The following is a 17760-nucleotide window of genomic DNA, read 5'->3' on the forward strand; positions in this document are numbered from 1 at the left end:
ACTCTAGGGGCAACGCACAGCAGCAACAAGGCAACGGACGGCGATTACGGCATTTGCGTTTCGCGAATAATCCGCGCGGTTCAACGCACCCAGCCGCGCTCCAGGAGGGGACGATCCCACGGGGATTCGTCGCCGATATGGTCCGCGAGGAATTCGACCAGCGCCTTCACCTTCAGCGCCTGTCGCTGCGTCGCGGGATAAACGGCCGCAAAGCTCAGCGGCGCGAGCTGATAGTCGGTCAGGATCGGTACCAGGCGGCCCGCGACGAGCGCATCGCTCGCCACGAGCGTGGGCAGGCAGACGACGCCACCGCCGGTCAGCGCGTACTCGCGCAGCAGGTGCACGGAGTTCGAGCGGATCATGCCCGGCAGCTCCATTTCGACGACCTCGTCGCCGCGCGTCATCGTCCAGCGGTTGCGCGACGGGTAGCCGGAATACAGCGCGGTCGTGTGCTGCAGCAGGTCGCGCGGATGTTGTGGCGCACCATGCGCGGCGAGGTAGGCGGGCGACGCGCAAAAGAGGCGCCTGACGGTGAACAGCCGCCGTTCGATCAGCGACTCGGAGATCGGCGGAAAGATCTGGAACGCGATGTCGAACCCTTCTTCGACGGGGTCCACCACGCGGTCGTTGACGATGACGTCGATCTGGATGCCCGGGTAGCGCCGGTTGAATTCCATCAGCGGCGCGCCGAAGTGATCGAGGGCGAAACCGGGCAGCATCTGGATGCGCAGCCGCCCGGTGGGCGTGGCGCGCAGCTCGCGCATCTGGTCCGTCAGCTCGTTGACGCGCCCCACGACCTCCGCGCACTCCCGATAAAACGCCTCGCCCACTTCCGACAGGCGCACGTGGCGGGTGCTGCGATGGAACAGCGGCGCGTTGACGAACTTCTCGAGCTGCTGGATGCGGTTCGTCACGACCGAGCTGGTCACGCCGAGCTGCCGCGCCGCCTCGGCGAAGCTGCTCGCCTCCGCCACCCTGACGAATGCCTCGATGCTCAGAAACCGGTCCATGCCGCGCCCTTTTTCGACAGCGAAACCGGCAGTCTACCCGTGCGGATATCGGGCTGTGTCATGCGGGAGGCGTCACTGTGTCACCCAATCGATGTCAATCGCCGGCGACGCCGCCTACCGCACGCACTGTCTTGCACTGCCTGCGCGGGCGTTACCGCGATTGCTCGCCGGCCGCCAGTTCCGGCTGCACGGCTACGCGGCGCTGCAGCACGGCCGGCGCGGTTTCCTTCAGCAGCAGGCTGACCAGGATGCCCAGTACGACCGCACACATCGGCAGCCACAGAATGTTCTGGATGCCAAAGTGTGCGGCGACATAGCCGCCCAGCGCCGGCGCGATGCCGCCGCCGAAGATCTCGCCGACGCCCACCACCACGCCGATCGACGTCGACACGAGCCCGACGGGCGCAGCCTCCGTCGCCACCGGCCCGGACAACAGCGACACCAGGCCGAGCGTGAAGAACGACGCGACGAACAGCACCCCGAACAATGCGAACGGCTCCGGGCCGAGGCCGCGAAACAGATAGAGCATTACGGCCGTCCCCGCGAAACCGACGATGCTCGCGAGACGGCGGCCGACCAGGTCGGACAGGCCCGGCAGCCCGAACTGCCCGAGAAAGCCGCCGAAGCCGATCGCCGACACGACGAGGCCCATCTTCTGCGTGCCGAGCGCCAGGTAGTCGGTCAGGTAAAGCGGCAGCAGCGCACCGAGCACGAATACGCCCGTCATCGCGCAGCACAGTGCGGCCATCGCCACGAGGATGTTGCGGCTCCTGAGCACATGGCCGAGTGATGCCGGTGCATGCTCCGACGCGACGGCCGGCGTGACCTTCGGCTCGCGGATGACGAAGAACATGATCGCGCCGAGGATCAGGCCGGGAATGGCCACGAGCGCAAACACCCAGCGCCACGACACGAAACCGAGCAGTTGCGTCGCGATGATCGGCGACAGCGCGAGCCCGAACAGCGCGAAGCCGCTTTGCTGCAGGCCGAGATTCAGCCCGCGCCGCCGCGGATGCGATGCGTCGGCAGTCGCGGCAAAGCTCGTCGGGCAGAACGAGCCCTCCGCGACACCCATCAGGCCGCGAATCGCCATCAGCCCGAGCAGCCCGCCCGCGAGCCCCGAGAAGCCCGACAGCAGCGAGAACGCGATGATGGCCGGAATCAGCACCTTCCTGCGGCCGACCTTGTCGGAGATGCCGCCCATCAGCGCCGCGAAGATGCCCCACGACAGGCCGAGCACGCCGATGCAGTTGCCGACGTCCTGCGCGTTCAGGTTGAGGTCCTTCATGATCGAAGGGAACAGCGGCGCGATCAGCCAGCGGTCGAGGCCGACCAGCCCGAAGCCGAGCGCCAGCAGCGTGACCGCCTTCCACTCATAGGAGGTATCCCACTCGTTTGCTTTCATTTCCGTCTCCGTGGACACAGGTTCGCCTGCGCGCGACGGAGCGCCTGCGCATCAGCCAGGTCCGATGGTTTTTGTGTGCGATGTGAATCGCCGGGAAGCGCCGGCTGCCGTTCCGGTTCGACATATCGAATCCGGCCAGCCGACGGCACAACGATAGGTGCAACGCCGGGGATCGGGTATCGAACGCGCGGCGAACGCGCCATTCGCGATATGCAAATAATCGGCGGCGGCGGGCGGAAGTGACGGCGGGAAGGCGGGGAGAGATCGGTCGTGGGGTTGAAGTGACGCGCGATTGTGCGTCTCGGGGGAAATCCCTCATGGACATCCGGGCGACCGGGGACTGGCCCGTTCACGCGTGGTGCGCGCAGGCCGGCGATACGTGCGGTCAACACATTTCGTATGACAAAAGATGCGTTTTCGATCTTCTATCGTGGTGGACTTTGACTCGCGCTCCGGAATCTTCGCGCTTATGCAGTTGACCATGGCGAGCCGTGACGGAAACCGCCTTCCACACTATCAAACTGAAAACGGCAAAACTGCTGTCAAGCGGACACGCATACCGAGTGCACGAGCGCGATCGCACGCACATCGATTTTTATATTTCAATTCCACCTTATCTATATCCGAATTAAGACAAGTCGAATTTTCAATTACCGACATCCAATCCGGTTCAGCATAGTTGCCCGCAACCTCCACCTCTCAACCACCCAGAAAGGGATAGCGACAAATACCAACCCTGACTACCCGATATAGGATTTTTCCAATTAATACAAAACACCCCGCCAAATCAGAAAAATGTCGAACACCGTTTCAGAGCGAATTGATTTCCATCTCAAAATACCAATAAACCTTTAAAACCCCCATTGTTTGATATTCTGCGCACCGAAATCACGATCACCACTGCTTTACCGCACTGAAAGTCCGACTCAAAGAATACGAAGCCAGAAAAGCAACGAGATTGCCGTTATGTCGATAGCAACAGCATTACGAAACTTTGCGTCCGGTCTGGTCGACTGGAACAACCGGCCTGTCGCTCTGCATTTCGGGCAGGCGCAACACGCGGTCGGCCATCTGCTGGAGCTTCATCGCGCCGATATTCGCGAAGGATTGATGTCGGGAATCGACGGGCAGCTGACCTGCATATCCACCCACGCCCATCTGGCGCCCACGCTGTTTCTCGGCCTGCCGGTGTCGGTCCGGCTGACGACCGACCGGGGCGACGTGCGGGCGATCAATGCGATCGTGCACGACGTGCAGGCCGGTCAATCCGACGGCGAGTTGACCGTGTATCAGCTACGCATCTGCGATGCGCTGTCGTTGATGGACCGCCGCATCAATTCCCGGGTATTCCGGTCGCGAAACATCATCGACATCCTCGGCACGCTGCTGAACGAATGGCGGCAACGCAGCCCCGCCCTCGCGCGCGCGTTCGATTTCGACCTGTCGGGATTGCGAGCCGAACGTTATCCGGCACGCGAACTGACGCGGCAGGTCAACGAGTCGGACGCCCGTTTCGTGCGCCGGCTGTTGCGACGCGAAGGCATCACCGTCTTTGCAAAGGCGTGGGCGGTCGGCAACGCGCGCGGCACGGCCGACGAGCGGCCGATCCACACGCTCGTGTTCTGCGACGACCCGCTGCGATTGCCGGAATCGCCTGCCGGCACCGTGCGCCTTCATCCGCGCGATTCGGGAACCGCGCAACGCGATACGGTGACGTTGTTTGCGCATCATCAGCGCCTGTCCCCCGGCAAAGCCGGCCGTCCGTCGTGGGACTACAAGAAGGCGCGCATGGACGATTCCGCGATCGCGACGAGCATCGATCAGGGCGACGCCGGCAACGACCTGGCCCGGCTGCTGACCGATGTCGCGATCGACATTCCGCACGTCGGCGACTCGTGGAACGATCACGACCGCATCACGCATGACCGGATACTCGCCCACCAGTTCGCGGCGGAGCGCTACGACGGTATCGGCCACGTCCGCGACATGCCGGTCGGCTGCTGGTTCACGCTGACGGGCGACCCCGAACTCGACATGAAGCCGGCCGAGCAGCGGCAGTTCGTCGTGACGTCGGTACGGCACGACATCCGGAACAACCTTCCCAAAGACCTGGCCGGCCGCGTAATCGCGCTGTACGCAGCCAGCCGGAACCTCGCGCAAGCCGCCCCACCCGCGCCGGCCGATGCGTCGGAACAGGCAGATACGCGCTACGAGAACCATTTCACGTGCGTGCGTCGCGGCGTGCTGCTCACGCCGTCCTACGATCCGACAATCGACCTCCCGCCGGCTCACCTGCTGACCGGCACGATCGTCGGCACGCAGGGCGAGGAAGTATTCTGCGACGCGACCGGCCGCGTGCGCGTACGGATTCATGGCTTCGATCCCGCCGATCACGAACACGCGCAAGGCGCCGGAACGAACGGGTCGGCCGGCGACAGCGCACCGATACGCGTCGGCGCGAGTCTGGCGGGCGCAAACTTCGGCACGCTCTTTCTGCCCCGCGTCGGGATGGAAGTCTTGCTGGGCTGCCTGTCGGGCGATCCGGACCGCCTGGTCATCATCGGCGTGCTGAGCAACGGCGCGAACCCGCCCGCGACGTTCACGCATACCGGTGCGCTGCCCGGCAACCGTTACGTGTCCGGGATCAAGACGAAGGAAATCAAGGGCGCTCGGTACAACCAGCTTCGCCTGGACGATACGCCGTCGCAGATATCCGCGCAGTTGGCGAGCGAGCATGCGCATACCCAGTTGAACCTGGGTTATCTGACGCAGCCCCGCAAGGATGGACACGGTGCCGATCGGGGCGAAGGCGCGGAGTTGCGCACCGATGCCGCGGCGGCCTTGCGCGCGGCCCAGGGCATCCTGTTCTCGACCTATGCGCGCACATGCGCGACCGGTGGTCAGCTCGATCGTGACGAACTGATTCAGTTGCTCGACCAGTGCATGATGCTGTTCAACTCGCTCGGCGACTATGCCGGCCAGCACGGCGGACGAGCCACGGATACCGCCGGGCAGGAGAAGATCGCCGATGCGTTCCGTCACTGGAAGCCCGATCTTGCGGATGCCGGTTCCGCCGGCGACACGTCCGCCTTGATGGCATTCGGCGCACAGGCAGGATCGCTGCACGTCACGCCCAGGACGCATGTCATGTATGCGGGCGAGAACATCGACCAGATTGCCCAGCGGCACGTGCAGGTCGCGAGCGGCGAGCGCATCAACCTGCACGGCGGCCATGGCGTCGCGATGTTCGCGCACAGCGGCGGCGTGTCGGCCATCGCGAATCGCGGGAAGGTGACGATCCAGTCGCAGGACGACGACACGCAGGTGGATTCCGCGAAGAACATCCAGTTGACCGCGGCCGGCGGCAAGCTCGCCGGCATGGCGAACGATCAGGTCGTGTTCGTCACGTCGGGCGGTGCGTACCTGAAGCTGAACGGCGGCGACATCGAACTCGGGTGCCCCGGCACGTTCACCGTGAAGTCGGCAGGCCACGCGTGGGGCGGCCCGGCCAGCATGAGCACCGACATGCCGACGTTCGACCACGCCCCGCTCGGCCGTGTGCCGAAACTCGTTCGCGCGACCGACGGCGATGCGGTGGCGGGGTTCGACGGGCACCTGCAGCGGGCATCCGAAGCGCTGTCGAACCTGACCACCGACGCGGCCGGCGAGCTGCCCGCAGTGCATGGCGACCAGTTCGAAACGCTGTCGGTGCAGTTCATCAAGAAGAACGGCTAAGACCATGACCGATTCGATTCTCGACCATCGGCCAGTAGCGGGCGCGCGCGCCGACGCGCCCGACACGACGACCGACGCACCCGCCACCGCTGCATCGCACTCCGAACCGCCGCCTGTCGTCGTCGGCAGAGCCGAGGGACCGATACTGTTCGACAACGACAAGCGGCTCATCTGCGTCAAGCAACTGCCGTTGCCCGGCGTCGTCATCTTCGTCCACGGCGTCAACTCCGAGGGCGAATGGTACAAGGCGTCCGAAGAGGGATTGTGCAAGGGCCTGAATCGTCGGCTGGGACGCCTGGACGACCAGATGACGTATCACGGGGTCGACGCCGGGCAGTTGACGCCTGCGAAGTACACCGAGAGCGTGACGCCGGAGGGGTTTCTGAATCCGAAGCTTTGGGCGGGAAACTATGTCAAATCTGATCCATCGTTTTCGCCCGTTATCCATTTTCGGTGGGGCTACAAGGCGACACTGGAAGAACTGAAGGAATACGGCGACAAGATCTTTCTCAACGAGAAGGATTATTGGGGAGGCGGGCCGTTCACCAACGGCTGTTCGAGCTTGCCCGATCTCTGGCACGGTGGCCTCGACGACCGAGCCGTGGGGTGGATAACCGTGCAAGGGATCAACCCGACCAACCGGCCGCTGTATCGCGCGCCGCCGCGTGCCTATGGCGTGCTTGCCGCGTTGCGGCTTGCCAAACTGATCGAGTCGATTCGGAAGATGCGCGCCGACGTGCCGATCACCGTTGTGTGTCACAGCCAGGGGAATATCGTCGGCCTCACGGGCGCGTTCTTCGGTGACGCGTTACCGGAAGTGGAAGATCCGTGGGGGCGCAAGGGGCGATGCGTCGCGGATGCCTATGTGCTGGCCAATGCGCCGTACAGCCTGGCGAACAGTGAAGGTCCGCACAAATCCGACACGTTCATGGACACCTGGTCGCAACGTGCGACGAAGGATGCCGAGGGCAAGCGCGGCCGACAGACCTACGCAGCGCGCACTCAGACGCTCCGCACATTCTTGTCGATGATTGGCGATCGCGCTGCCCATGAACCGTCGCCAGACACGGTCGATGCCGACATGGCGAACAACCGGGTATCGCCGACGAGCAACAAGTCGTATACCGCACTGGCCGACCGTGCGCGCCACGGCCTGAACGGATCGACGTATGGGCGCGTCACCGCGTATTGCTGTCCGCACGATCAGGTGATTTCGGCGATCACCGTGCAGGGTATCGGCTGGCGCGGCATCGACAGGCACGAACTGACGGATATCGGCGTTCACGGCGTCCTGACGCAGCGCGTGTTCGCGTCCGGCTTCGATGTCGGTGTGCAGAAGCGCTACCGCTATTGGGAAGACGACTGGCGGTACGGCAAGAAAGGCACGAAGAGGGGCTTCTGGTATCCGCCATCGCCGCCGGCAAAGTTCAATCTGATCGGTGCGCTCAAGGGAAATGAGTCGGTGTGGGGAATGGCGGCAACGCTGTTCTCCGCGCCGATCATGTTCCTCGCGACCGGGGTCAGTTCGGCAATGAACATGTTTCGCGTGAATGCCGATCCGCCGAAGGGTTGGGAGGTATTGGCGGACGCACCGGCCCTGGACGAGACGTTTCCGCCGCAGGCGTTGAGGTTCGACAAGCCCATTCTGACCGAGGACGGCGAAGCGACAAGTACCTTCAACGAAGGCAACGATCCGCCATCCGCATGGCGCAATGCGAGCAAGGCCGATGCGGACAAACAGGCCGACGATCCTTACGACCAGTACAAGGCGAAGAACGAGGACGGCGATGCTCACGGCACGGCCGAAAGCGAAGCCGGACAGCGTTACGAGGATCGCGCCCAGATGAGGATGGAGGCGCGCCGCACGTTGAACACGGAGTGGGTCGACAGCGACGGCCACGTCATCGGCGAGGATGGCAAAAGCGCTCTACCGGACGACTACAAGGAATGGCGAGACAAGCAGATCGTGGACTGGCTCGATCGCGGTACGACGAACAGCCCGACGAACCACTCGACGACGATGACCAACCCGGAGCATGCGGAAAAAGCGCTTGCGTATGACGTGGCGATCGGTCCGTGTTACCTGACGCCTGACCAAATGAAAGCGCTTCGAATTGAGGCGGACTGGCGAATGGGCAAAGGGATATCCAACGACAGTCCAGTAAAAAAGTACTACGACTATTTTGCACGCGGCGAAATCGATCAACTTCCTATGCATCAATGGATTCACATTGCAAACAGCGAAGGAAAGATTCCCACTTCAATTGCGGACGACCGCGAAGGCCAGTTCTATCTCAAGATCGGGGGTTCCAGATGAGAGCAATCATCGCAACATGGCCGCGACGCATTGCCATCGCCGCCATGGCATGGATTGTCACGACCCTGCTGATAGCCACTTTAATGGCGCATGTAGAACAGCCGGACCCGGCACACTTGAAAATAGGGGATTGGATGAAACGATTCGTAGTCGTGCCCGGCTTACTAGCGCTCATGGTGTTTTTACTCACCACGGCCATGACGCGTACCGCGCAAGCGGTGCCGCTGCCCGCTACAGCCACTACAGTCACTCACTCTGAACTACCCGCAAGGCCCTTCGTTGCACAGGTCGTCGGTCTGATTTGGCTAAATCCGTTGCAACGCAAAGACTATTCAACAGAGTGGCAAACGCTGTGGACGCAAGGGCTTGTTGCACCAAACAAAAACGACGACATGATGCGTACTGACCCGAAGTCGTTTTCGACACTCCAATCAGTCGCTGGGATTGCCTACGGGAATGAAGGTACAGAAACATTCAAGGGTTTCTATCACAAATACATGTACGAATTTCCACTGCTGTTACGTTCACGCTATGCGACAAACCCGAAGTATTTCTACACAGTGAGTCCTGACGATCGAAAAAATTGGCATGAACTGGCGGGTATTCGCGTCGAGCTCGCCATTCCTGAGCGACTGGATGCGACTGACTCTCAAAGTTACTTGCAAGACTCGATTCGAAAGACGTTTTCCATCGGTAACCCACATTTTCCGAAGGTATGGAGCCGCAGTACGCCCCCTGATGTGCAGATCACGCAAGGTGGTGCAAATGCCGGCTTCACGTCGTTGAACAACGCGCTGGACTATCTGCAAGCGAACCCCGACAAGAGCGTGTGGGTGATGAATTGGGACGCGCCCAATTTCCCGCCCACCGACGCCCAGATCAACGAGAACCTCGTCGTGCTGTTCCTCGTCGGTCCGGCCTTCAACACCGAGCGCGAACCGCTCGCGTGGATCGGCAAGGCCGCGACCGGCGGCATCGACGAATTCTCGCAGAAGGCCGGTACGACGCGAACGGTACAAGCATGGAAGGCAACCATCGACCAGGCGGTGCACAACACAGGGATCGCGGTTCCAGATATCAAGTACGTCGTTCACGATGCCGGTGCCGGTAGCGACGCCGCATCGGCGCGACTTGTCGGTCTATCGCAGACACTCACCGAAATCCTGCCGGAGTACGACCACAAGAATCAGGCGTTCAACACGTCGGCCTTGCTCGGCGACATGGGCACTGGTAGCGCATTGACCAACGTTGCGCTGGCAATCGGCCGGATCAATCATTTCGGCGGCAACGCGCTCGTCGCAGGTACGACCGACCCGAAACACCCCGTTGCCGTCGTGATCATGCCACCGTCGAAGCTCACATCGATCGATCCGGACAAGGACTGGTTTCGTGCGCGTGGCGAAAACAACGCTTATCTACCGTGGTGGGGGCGTCGTCACGACACAAACTACGGGATGCAGGGCTATTCGTGGTGATGTAAGCCGACACGCGGCACGTTGCGTGTGAACGCGCCCGCCACACCGAATCACATCGAGGATGGCATTCCAGATAGCCATCCGAATAGTAAGACGAGCGCGAGGGCCAGATCTATCTGAATGATGGAGGGTTGCCATGAGGGCTCTGATCGCTACTCGATCCCGGCGCATCGCGATCGCCGTTATGGTTTGGATAGTCGCGGTTCTACTGATGGCCACACTAATGGCACACGTGGAACAACCAGACCCGGCACACTTGGAAATAGGAGATTGGATGAAACGATTCGTAGCTGTGCCCGGCTTGCTGGCGCTCATGACCTTCCTATTCACCACGGCCATGGCACGGCCGGCCCAAGCAGAGACGCACCCCATTCCCCCCACTCTGGAAGCCGCCCGTACAGACGATCCGGCCAGGAACCCCGTTGCGCAAGTCGTCGGCATGATTTGGTTGAATCCATTGCAACGGATGGACTATCCGACAGAGTGGCAACTGTTGTGGGCGCAAGGGCTTGTTACACCCAACAAGAACGACGATATGGTGCGGACCAAGCCTGAAAAATTCTCTTCGCTTCGGTCAATTGGCGCACTGGTCTACGGCAACGAAGGGGAAGAGACGTTCAAAGGCTTCTATGCCAAGTACATTGATAAATCCATACTGCTGCTTCGAACGCGCTATGGGATGAATTCAAAGTACTTCTACACAGTGGACCCCAAGAATCAGAAGGACTGGCGCGAACTCGCCGGCATACGCGTCGAAATTGCTATTCCTACTCGTCTCGACGCAACGTTTGCTCGATCGCGCCTGGTCGATCGAATGATGACATTCTATGAAATCGGCCCGCCCTCTCCCAAAACTCTGTGGAGCCGCGACACGCCCCCTGACGTGCAGATCACGCAAGGCGGTGCAAACGCCGGCTTCACGTCGTTGAACAACGCGCTGGACTACCTGCAAGCGAACCCCGACAAGAGCGTGTGGGTGATGAATTGGGACGCGCCCAATTTCCCGCCCACCGATGCGCAGATCAACGAGAACCTCGTCGTGCTGTTCCTCGCCGGTCCGACCTTCAACACCGAGCGCGAACCGCTCGCGTGGATCGGCAAGGCAGCGACCGGCAACACCGCCGAGTTTTCGCAGAAGGCCGGCACGACACGAACGGTGCAAGCGTGGAAGGCAACCATCGACCAGGCCGCACGCAATGCCGGGATCGCCGTCCCGAAGATCAAGTACATCGTTCACGATGCCGGCGCAGGTAGCGACGCCGCATCGGCGCGACTTGTCGGCTTATCGCAGACACTCACCGAAATCCTGCCGGAGTACGACCACAAGAATCAGGCGTTCAACACCGCGGCCTTGCTCGGCGACATGGGAACCGGCAGCGCCTTGACCGACGTTGCGCTGGCGATCGGCCGGATCAATCACTACGGCGGCAACGCGCTCGTCGCAGGCACGACCGACCCGAGACACCCCGCGGCCGTCGTGGTCATGCCGCCGGCCAATCTCACGCCGATCGATCCGAACGAGGACTGGTTCCGTGCGCGTGGCGGGAACAACGCTTACCTGCCGTGGTGGGGGCGCCGTCACGACACCAACTACGGGATGCAGGGCTACTCATGGTGATGCAAGCCGACACACGGCGCGTTGAGCACGAACTCGACCGCCACACCGAAGCACACAGGAAAGGGGTTATATGCGAGGCATCATTCGAACAGGCGACCTGCACACTCACGGCGGCCGGGTCGAATCCGGGGCGGCGACGAGCAAGGTGATGGGACGCGCGGTCGCCCGCGTCGGCGATGCATGTTCGTGCCCGCTTCACGGCGCCTGCGTGATTGCTGAAGGAGACATGGCATTCGATGTCGAAGGCCGCCCCGCCGCATTCCACAATCACAAGACGTCCTGCGGAGCGGCATTGATTTCTACCCTGCAAACTTCCGGGCGCATCTGAATGGCACAGATTCGACGCATGACAGCCGAACAGTTTCAGCTGTTGAGGCTGCACGATACCCGGATCAAGCCGGTGAACCGGTGGGCCTTGTTCGAAATCTTCGTCAGGGGCCGGTCGCAGCGCAAGCTCGCCGCCGAACTCGGCATCACCAATTCCGCCATGTCGCAGCTGGTACGGAGAGCGTGGCAGCGATATCTGGCATTGCCGGGCAACGACACGCGCCTGACCACACTGACGATCACGATCCCTGCCAGGTACGAAAGCGCCTTGCATGCATGGGTGCGCGACACTCACCGACGGGCCACGCCAATCGATCCGCTGTGACCACCCGGTCGAGCCGGGGGAAACGCCGCGCCCCCTTCCCCGTTTCGCAGACGTCGCGGGACATCGTTTCCCCCGCAACCCGGAGACGGGGCCATCTCGCGCGGCGCCATTGATCAAGAAACAAATTCCCCCAATCGCCACAAAAACAAAACCACATTCCACGTCAGACCCAAACACCGACCCATTTTGGATCCTTTTTCCCTTCTGTCCCCCGTATCATTTCTCCCATTCTGAAAGAACAGAGCAAGAGACGGACATGAGCGAACCCACCACGCTGCACTACCTCGACTACGCAGCCACGACGCCCGCCGATCCCCGCGTGATCGAAGCGATGACGGCCTGCCTCGGCTTCGACGGCATCTTCGGCAATCCCGCATCGAGCTCGCACGCCGCCGGCCGGCTGGCGAAAGACAAGGTCGAGCAGGCCCGCGCGCAAGTCGCCGCGTTGATCGGCGCGGATGCCGACGAGATCGTCTGGACGTCCGGCGCCACCGAATCGAACAACCTCGCGCTGAAGGGTTACGCGGAAAACGCGACCGACAAGCGCCACCTGATCACGAGCCGCATCGAGCACAAGGCCATCCTCGACACGATGGCGAACCTGTCGAAGCACGGCATGTCGGTCACGTTCGTGGCGCCCACGCGCGACGGCGAGATCACCGCCGACGCGGTCGCTGCCGCCATCGGCCCCGATACGGGCCTCGTGTCGCTGATGCTGGTGAACAACGAGCTCGGCACGCTGACCGATATCGCCGCCATCTCCCGCATCGTGCACGCCGCCGGCGCGCTGCTCCACGTCGACGCCGCACAGGCGCTCGGCAAGACGCCGATCGACGTGCGCACGCTCGGCATCGACATGCTGTCGATGTCCGCGCACAAGGTGTACGGCCCGAAGGGTATCGGTGCGCTGTTCGTGCGCCGCGACATCGCCAACCGGATCTCCCCGCAAATCCACGGCGGCGGCCACGAGCGCGGCCTGCGCTCAGGGACGCTCGCGACGCATCAGATCGTCGGCATGGGCGTTGCATGCGAACTGGCCGCTGAAAAGCTCGACGGCGAAGCCGCGCGGATCGCGGCGCTCGGCACGCGCCTGACGAACGCGCTGGCCGCGCTCGGCGACGTCACGCAGAACGCGGCCACGGCACGCCGCATCCCGCACACGCTGAGCCTGACGGTGAATGCGCCCGGCTTCTTCCCGTTCATGCTCGACGAAGCGCTCGCCGTGTCGTCGACCTCCGCGTGCAACTCGGCCAGCGGCGCACCGTCGCACGTGCTGACCGCGATCGGCCTCGACGCGGAGACGGCGGGCCGCACCGTGCGCGTGAGCTTCGGCCGCTTTACGACGGAGCAGGACGTCGATTTCGCGATCGCCTGTTTCCGCCGCGCGATCGAGCAGTGTCGTGCGACGGCCGCGAACGGGTTTTCCGCTTCGCGGCAGATCACGCCGGCCGACCTGAAGGCGATCCGCAACGCCGGCTTCCGCTCGGTGATCTGCAACCGGCCCGACGGCGAAGGCGTCGACCAGCCGGCATTCGACGAAATCGCCGCGGCGGCCCGCGAACTGGGCCTCGACGCGCGCTACCTGCCGGTCGAGCGCGACCGCATCGGCGAGGCGGACATCGACGCATTCGGCGCGCTCGTCGATACGCTGCAGAAGCCGGTGCTCGCGTACTGCGGAAGCGGCAGCCGGGCCGGCATGCTGTGGAATCGCCTGTCCGCACGACGCGCGGCCTGAGCCGGCACGCTTCCTTCGTCACACCGCACCGCCCGCGTTCACGCACGAAGCCGACGCTTCGCTGCCTGAACGCGCGGTGACGCCGGCCTACTCGGCCTCACTTCCCTTCATCGCCGTCCATCGGCGTATAGATCGCCAGCTTCAGCGCGGGATCGTCGTTCGCCTGGAACGTCGCGTACTCGTAGCGCTGCGCGCCGCGTTGCGCGTGGACGAGCACCTTCTCGCCCGACACGCCGCTGCGCACGTCGTGCTCATCCCACCATTGCGCGAACTCGACGCTGCCGGCGCGCAAGCGTTCCACCAGTGCGACGAATGCCGGCTCGCTCGCGTAGAGATCGTGGTTCGCGCGAAACAGTGCGATCATCCGGCGCGCCTCGCCGGCCCAGCTCGCGGCGAAGAGCGCACGCGCGTGCGGCTCGACGAACATGTAGACAAGGATGTTGCGATCGGCTTCCGCCAGCCGGTCGAAGCCGAGCAGTTCGGCCGCGGCGGCATTCCACGCGAGGATGTCCCAGCGCCGCCCGGTCACGTAGGCCGGCTGCTGAAGATAGGCAACGAGCCGCGCGATCGCGGGCGGCACACGCTCCGGCACGAACGCACGCGCCTCGTCGCGCCGTGCGAGCGTGCGCAGATGGGCAGCCTCGGCCTTGTCCAGCCGCAATGCGCGTGCCAGCGCGTCGAGCGTCGCATCCGACGGGCTGACGTCACGCCCCTGCTCGAGCCGCACGTACCAGTCCACACCGATGCCCGCCAGTTCCGCCACTTCCTCGCGCCGCAGACCGGGCGTGCGCCGGCGCGGGCCGCCGTGCAGGCCGACGGCATCCGGCCGCAGCTTCTTGCGCCGCGAGCGCAGGAAATCGCCGAACGGGGTTCGCGTGGTGACGGTCATCGGGTTCGCTCCGTGCAGGGTGGTATTGGCCGATCCTGGGCTCGCGCCGGGCCTTGTTGCGGATTCTAAGCCTGCCAGAATCGGCGCGTCCCCCACCCTCGGGAACCCTCATGAAAGCTGCGATCCTGAAGTCACTCGGCCTGCCGCTCGCCGTCGAGACGATGCCCGATCCCGTGCTCGGCACCGGCGAGGTCATCGTGGATGTCGTCGCGACGCCGGTTCTGCCCTACGCGCGGGAAGTGTTCAGCGGCGAGCGTCGTTATCCGATCGCGCTGCCGATCGTCCCCGGCTGCGGCGCGATCGGCCGGGTCCGGCAAACCGGCCCCGATGCGACGCAGTTGCAACCGGGCGACTGGGTGTTCTGCGATCCGACCGTGCGCTCGCGCGACGATGCGCGGATGCCCGACATCGTGCTGCAGGGCTGGAGCGCGCGCGGCGAAGGCGGCAAGCAGTTGCAGCGGTATTTTCACGACGGCCCGTTCGCCGAGCGGCTGCGCGTGCCGACCGAGAACGCGGTGCGCATCGGCGATATCGCATCGGCCGACGCCGCGCGCTGGTGCGCGCTCAATACGCTGCTCGTGCCGTACGGCGGGCTGCTCGCGTCCGACCTGCGCGCGGGCGAGATCCTGCTCGTCAGCGGCGCGACCGGCCACTTCGGCAGCGCAAGCATCGCGGTGGCGCTGGCCATGGGCGCGCGGTGCGTGGTCGCGCCCGGCCGCAATGCGCGCGTACTGGCCGACCTCGAGCGCCGCTTCGGCGATCGCGTGCGCACGGTCGAGCTGATCGGCGACGAAGCCGCGGATCGCGCCCGCATGCAGCAGGCGGCACCGGGGCCGATCGACTGCGTGATCGACCTGATGCCGCCTTCGGTGCCGGCGACGACGGTGCGTGCCGCCGTGATGGCCGTGCGCCCCTACGGGCGCGTGGTGCTGATGGGCGGCGTCGGCATGCTCGGCGGGGCGGGGCTCGAGTTGCCGTATCCATGGATCATGCGCAACGACATCACGCTGCGCGGCAAGTGGATGTATCCAACGGAAGCGGTGACGCTGATGGCGGGGCTGGTTCACGGCGGGCTGCTCGATCTCGGGCATTTCGACGTGACGGCGTTCGCGCTCGACGACGCGAACGATGCGGTCGCGCATGCAGCCGCGAACGGCGGGCCGTTCAAGGTGACGGTGATCGCGCCCTGACCTCGGCACGCGGCGATCGTGGCGGAGCGCGATCCGGTGGAAAGCGCGCGCGAAACACTGCGCGAGTGTCCACCGGCCAAGCCCGGGCGCCAGTGAATTCCGGCACAATGCCCGTCGTGTCCGTCACCCGAAACCCGCATGCCCTGCCCGTCAAACTCCCGCGCGCGGAAGCGCGCCGACGCCGGCGCCCCTTCCTCCGACAGCCCGTGCAACCGGCAGCATGCCGGCCGGGCCGCCGCGCTGCTGCTTGCCGTGAGCCTCGCCGCGTGCGACGCGACGCCCGTCCCTGACCGGCTCTCGGACTTCGATGCGACCTACGCGATGCAGGAGCGGTTCGGCCTCGGCGACGTGTTGGTGTTTCTCGGGTCCTGCATCGGCGCCAAAAACCCAACTTACCCGGGCCAGGCCGCCTGCACCGCTGTCATCTACTCGAACGGCCACGGGTCGGAAACGCAGGCCGACTTCCACTGGAACGGGAAGAAATGGGTGGCCGAGCCCACCGCGTCGCAGGATCTCCTGCCTCACCCCGATCCCAAGCTCGCAGAGTGGGTGAAGTAAGCGCGCGCGACGCGCCGCTACTTCGGATACTCCAGTTGCAATGCGACCCAGCCCGATGTCGCGTCGCCGTAACGTGCCGCGATGTCTCCGAGCACACCCGGAAGCACCGATTCGCCACGCCGTCCGGCCAGCATCGCCACGCGCGCGTGCCCGGCAGTCGCCGGCTGCGCCAGCAACCGCAGCCCGTGCCTCGACTCGATCACGCGCGCGCCCGCCGTCGCGACGACGTCGCTGCGCCAGGTCCGCGCCCACGCGTCGGCGGTCAATGCAACCGGAAGCTCGTCGAACCCGTCTTCGACCGGAAGATCGAACGTCTCGTGCCGCCAGAACGCGAGGCGGTTCGTCAATGCGACCGCCACCGCCGGCGCGGTCAACACGAACCGGCTGCCGTCATGAACGTCGCTCCATGCCTGCGCGCCGACGCGCCGCGCGGTCTCGCGCGCCGCGGCCGGCCCCGCCAGCGCACTCACCAATGCCAGCGAAGCGGGAATCGACGCCGACACGCCGGTCGTCGTCATGACGTCGCCGTCCATCACATAGCGGCGATCGTCGACCCACGTCGTCCCGGTAAAGCGGCGACGCAGGCGGTCGCGCGAATACCAGTGCGACGTCGCCGTGCGATGCTGGAGCAGGCCCGCGTTAGCGAGGACTTCCGCGCCATCGCAGATCGCCACCATCGTCGCGCCGCCGACGGCCTGCTTGCGCAACCACGCCAGCACCGCCGGCCGGTCGGCACCGTGCAGCGCGGGGACGATCACGACATCCGCCCCGGCTGGAACGGTCGCGTCGAACCGGTCGAACGTGGTGTCGGCCAGCATGCGCAACGCGGGCATCAGTTCGACCTCGCCTTCGTCGGCCGATACGGCGACGACATCGGCCGCACCGGACGTCTTCAGAATCGCGTACGGAACGATGAAATCGGTCGTCTCCGTTCCTGCATTGTCCGCGACGATCGCCACGAGCGGTCGCACGCGGCCCGCCTTCGGCGCGCCGACCGTGAGCGCTCGCGCGACCGGCGGTGCGTCCTCCGCCCACACCGGTGCCGGCCACCCCGCCGCACACGCGCCCAGCACCGCGCACACGAGCAGCACTGCCCCGCCTGTCTTCCCTGACCACATCGTCCACCCGTATCCGTCGATTGCACGTCCGGAAAATTACAAGGATCATGCTCGCGGT

13 protein-coding genes are annotated in these 17760 nt (G+C 64.3%); 9 read left to right on the forward strand and 4 right to left on the reverse strand.

All coding sequences use genetic code 11. The features are described 5' to 3' along the window. Positions 1-80: 80 nt before the first annotated feature. Together ABY44_RS05880 and ABY44_RS05885 are read right to left on the reverse strand one after the other, a co-directional pair. A complete protein-coding gene (locus ABY44_RS05880; protein ID WP_027789807.1) occupies positions 81-1010 on the reverse strand; it encodes a LysR family transcriptional regulator in 930 nt (309 codons plus the stop codon). A 151-nt stretch (positions 1011-1161) separates the two neighbouring features. Beyond that, entirely contained in the window at positions 1162-2415 is a 1254-nt protein-coding gene (locus ABY44_RS05885) for an MFS transporter (protein WP_060171584.1), read from the reverse strand. 966 nt (positions 2416-3381) lie between these two features. Between ABY44_RS05885 and ABY44_RS05890 the strand changes: the two genes are divergently transcribed. The 7 genes from ABY44_RS05890 to ABY44_RS05920 all read left to right on the forward strand — a co-directional run bounded on the left by ABY44_RS05890 (position 3382) and on the right by ABY44_RS05920 (position 13947). Further along, complete coding sequence (locus ABY44_RS05890; protein ID WP_060171585.1) at positions 3382-6150, forward strand: type VI secretion system Vgr family protein; 2769 nt, start codon at positions 3382-3384, stop codon at positions 6148-6150. A gap of 4 nt (positions 6151-6154) precedes the next feature. Beyond that, positions 6155-8467, forward strand: a complete 2313-nt coding sequence (locus ABY44_RS05895; RefSeq protein WP_081072724.1) for a T6SS effector phospholipase Tle3 domain-containing protein — start codon at positions 6155-6157, stop codon at positions 8465-8467. Next, positions 8464-9942: a virulence factor gene (locus ABY44_RS05900; protein WP_408580890.1), complete on the forward strand. Its 1479-nt coding sequence runs from the start codon at positions 8464-8466 to the stop codon at positions 9940-9942. The genes ABY44_RS05895 and ABY44_RS05900 overlap by 4 nt, the downstream gene beginning before the upstream one ends. A gap of 274 nt (positions 9943-10216) precedes the next feature. Next, a complete protein-coding gene (locus tag ABY44_RS05905) occupies positions 10217-11560 on the forward strand; it encodes a hypothetical protein (protein ID WP_060171737.1) in 1344 nt (447 codons plus the stop codon). Positions 11561-11630: 70 nt separating this feature from the next. Then, positions 11631-11888 carry a PAAR domain-containing protein gene (locus ABY44_RS05910; protein ID WP_081072723.1) on the forward strand — a complete coding sequence of 86 codons (258 nt, stop codon included), beginning with the start codon at positions 11631-11633 and terminating at the stop codon, positions 11886-11888. Between the two features lie 18 nt (positions 11889-11906). Next, positions 11907-12212: a TrfB-related DNA-binding protein gene (locus ABY44_RS05915; RefSeq protein ID WP_060171586.1), complete on the forward strand. Its 306-nt coding sequence runs from the start codon at positions 11907-11909 to the stop codon at positions 12210-12212. Between the two features lie 256 nt (positions 12213-12468). Then, positions 12469-13947 carry an aminotransferase class V-fold PLP-dependent enzyme gene (locus ABY44_RS05920; protein WP_060171587.1) on the forward strand — a complete coding sequence of 493 codons (1479 nt, stop codon included), beginning with the start codon at positions 12469-12471 and terminating at the stop codon, positions 13945-13947. 97 nt (positions 13948-14044) lie between these two features. Here ABY44_RS05920 and ABY44_RS05925 read toward each other — a convergent pair whose 3' ends face one another. After that, positions 14045-14836: a helix-turn-helix transcriptional regulator gene (locus ABY44_RS05925; RefSeq protein WP_060171589.1), complete on the reverse strand. Its 792-nt coding sequence runs from the start codon at positions 14834-14836 to the stop codon at positions 14045-14047. Between the two features lie 110 nt (positions 14837-14946). On the opposite strand from ABY44_RS05925, the gene ABY44_RS05930 reads away from it, so the two are divergent. After that, the gene (locus tag ABY44_RS05930; protein WP_060171591.1) at positions 14947-16026 is read left to right on the forward strand and encodes an MDR/zinc-dependent alcohol dehydrogenase-like family protein; all 1080 of its coding nucleotides are present in this window, start codon (positions 14947-14949) and stop codon (positions 16024-16026) included. Positions 16027-16164: 138 nt separating this feature from the next. After that, on the forward strand, positions 16165-16584 hold the full coding sequence (locus ABY44_RS05935) for a hypothetical protein (protein WP_060171598.1): 420 nt from the start codon (positions 16165-16167) through the stop codon (positions 16582-16584). Positions 16585-16601: 17 nt separating this feature from the next. Here ABY44_RS05935 and ABY44_RS05940 read toward each other — a convergent pair whose 3' ends face one another. Next, positions 16602-17702: a DJ-1/PfpI family protein gene (locus ABY44_RS05940; protein ID WP_060171600.1), complete on the reverse strand. Its 1101-nt coding sequence runs from the start codon at positions 17700-17702 to the stop codon at positions 16602-16604. Between the last annotated feature and the right edge of the window lie 58 nt (positions 17703-17760).

It is taken from the genome of Burkholderia sp. ZZQ-2 (assembly GCF_050768715.1).
Lineage (GTDB): Bacteria > Pseudomonadota > Gammaproteobacteria > Burkholderiales > Burkholderiaceae > Burkholderia > Burkholderia cepacia.

What these genes read in the sequence shown, in the direction of transcription:
- ABY44_RS05920 (WP_060171587.1), top strand. Translation starts at nt 12,469, where the DNA reads ATGAGCGAACCCACCACGCTGCACTACCTCGACTACGCAGCCACGACG.
- ABY44_RS05940 (WP_060171600.1), bottom strand. Translation starts at nt 17,702, where the DNA reads ATGTGGTCAGGGAAGACAGGCGGGGCAGTGCTGCTCGTGTGCGCGGTG.
- ABY44_RS05915 (WP_060171586.1), top strand. Translation starts at nt 11,907, where the DNA reads ATGACAGCCGAACAGTTTCAGCTGTTGAGGCTGCACGATACCCGGATC.
- ABY44_RS05890 (WP_060171585.1), top strand. Translation starts at nt 3,382, where the DNA reads ATGTCGATAGCAACAGCATTACGAAACTTTGCGTCCGGTCTGGTCGAC.
- ABY44_RS05880 (WP_027789807.1), bottom strand. Translation starts at nt 1,010, where the DNA reads ATGGACCGGTTTCTGAGCATCGAGGCATTCGTCAGGGTGGCGGAGGCG.
- ABY44_RS05885 (WP_060171584.1), bottom strand. Translation starts at nt 2,415, where the DNA reads ATGAAAGCAAACGAGTGGGATACCTCCTATGAGTGGAAGGCGGTCACG.
- ABY44_RS05925 (WP_060171589.1), bottom strand. Translation starts at nt 14,836, where the DNA reads ATGACCGTCACCACGCGAACCCCGTTCGGCGATTTCCTGCGCTCGCGG.
- ABY44_RS05900 (WP_408580890.1), top strand. Translation starts at nt 8,464, where the DNA reads ATGAGAGCAATCATCGCAACATGGCCGCGACGCATTGCCATCGCCGCC.
- ABY44_RS05895 (WP_081072724.1), top strand. Translation starts at nt 6,155, where the DNA reads ATGACCGATTCGATTCTCGACCATCGGCCAGTAGCGGGCGCGCGCGCC.
- ABY44_RS05935 (WP_060171598.1), top strand. Translation starts at nt 16,165, where the DNA reads ATGCCCTGCCCGTCAAACTCCCGCGCGCGGAAGCGCGCCGACGCCGGC.
- ABY44_RS05930 (WP_060171591.1), top strand. Translation starts at nt 14,947, where the DNA reads ATGAAAGCTGCGATCCTGAAGTCACTCGGCCTGCCGCTCGCCGTCGAG.
- ABY44_RS05910 (WP_081072723.1), top strand. Translation starts at nt 11,631, where the DNA reads ATGCGAGGCATCATTCGAACAGGCGACCTGCACACTCACGGCGGCCGG.
- ABY44_RS05905 (WP_060171737.1), top strand. Translation starts at nt 10,217, where the DNA reads ATGAAACGATTCGTAGCTGTGCCCGGCTTGCTGGCGCTCATGACCTTC.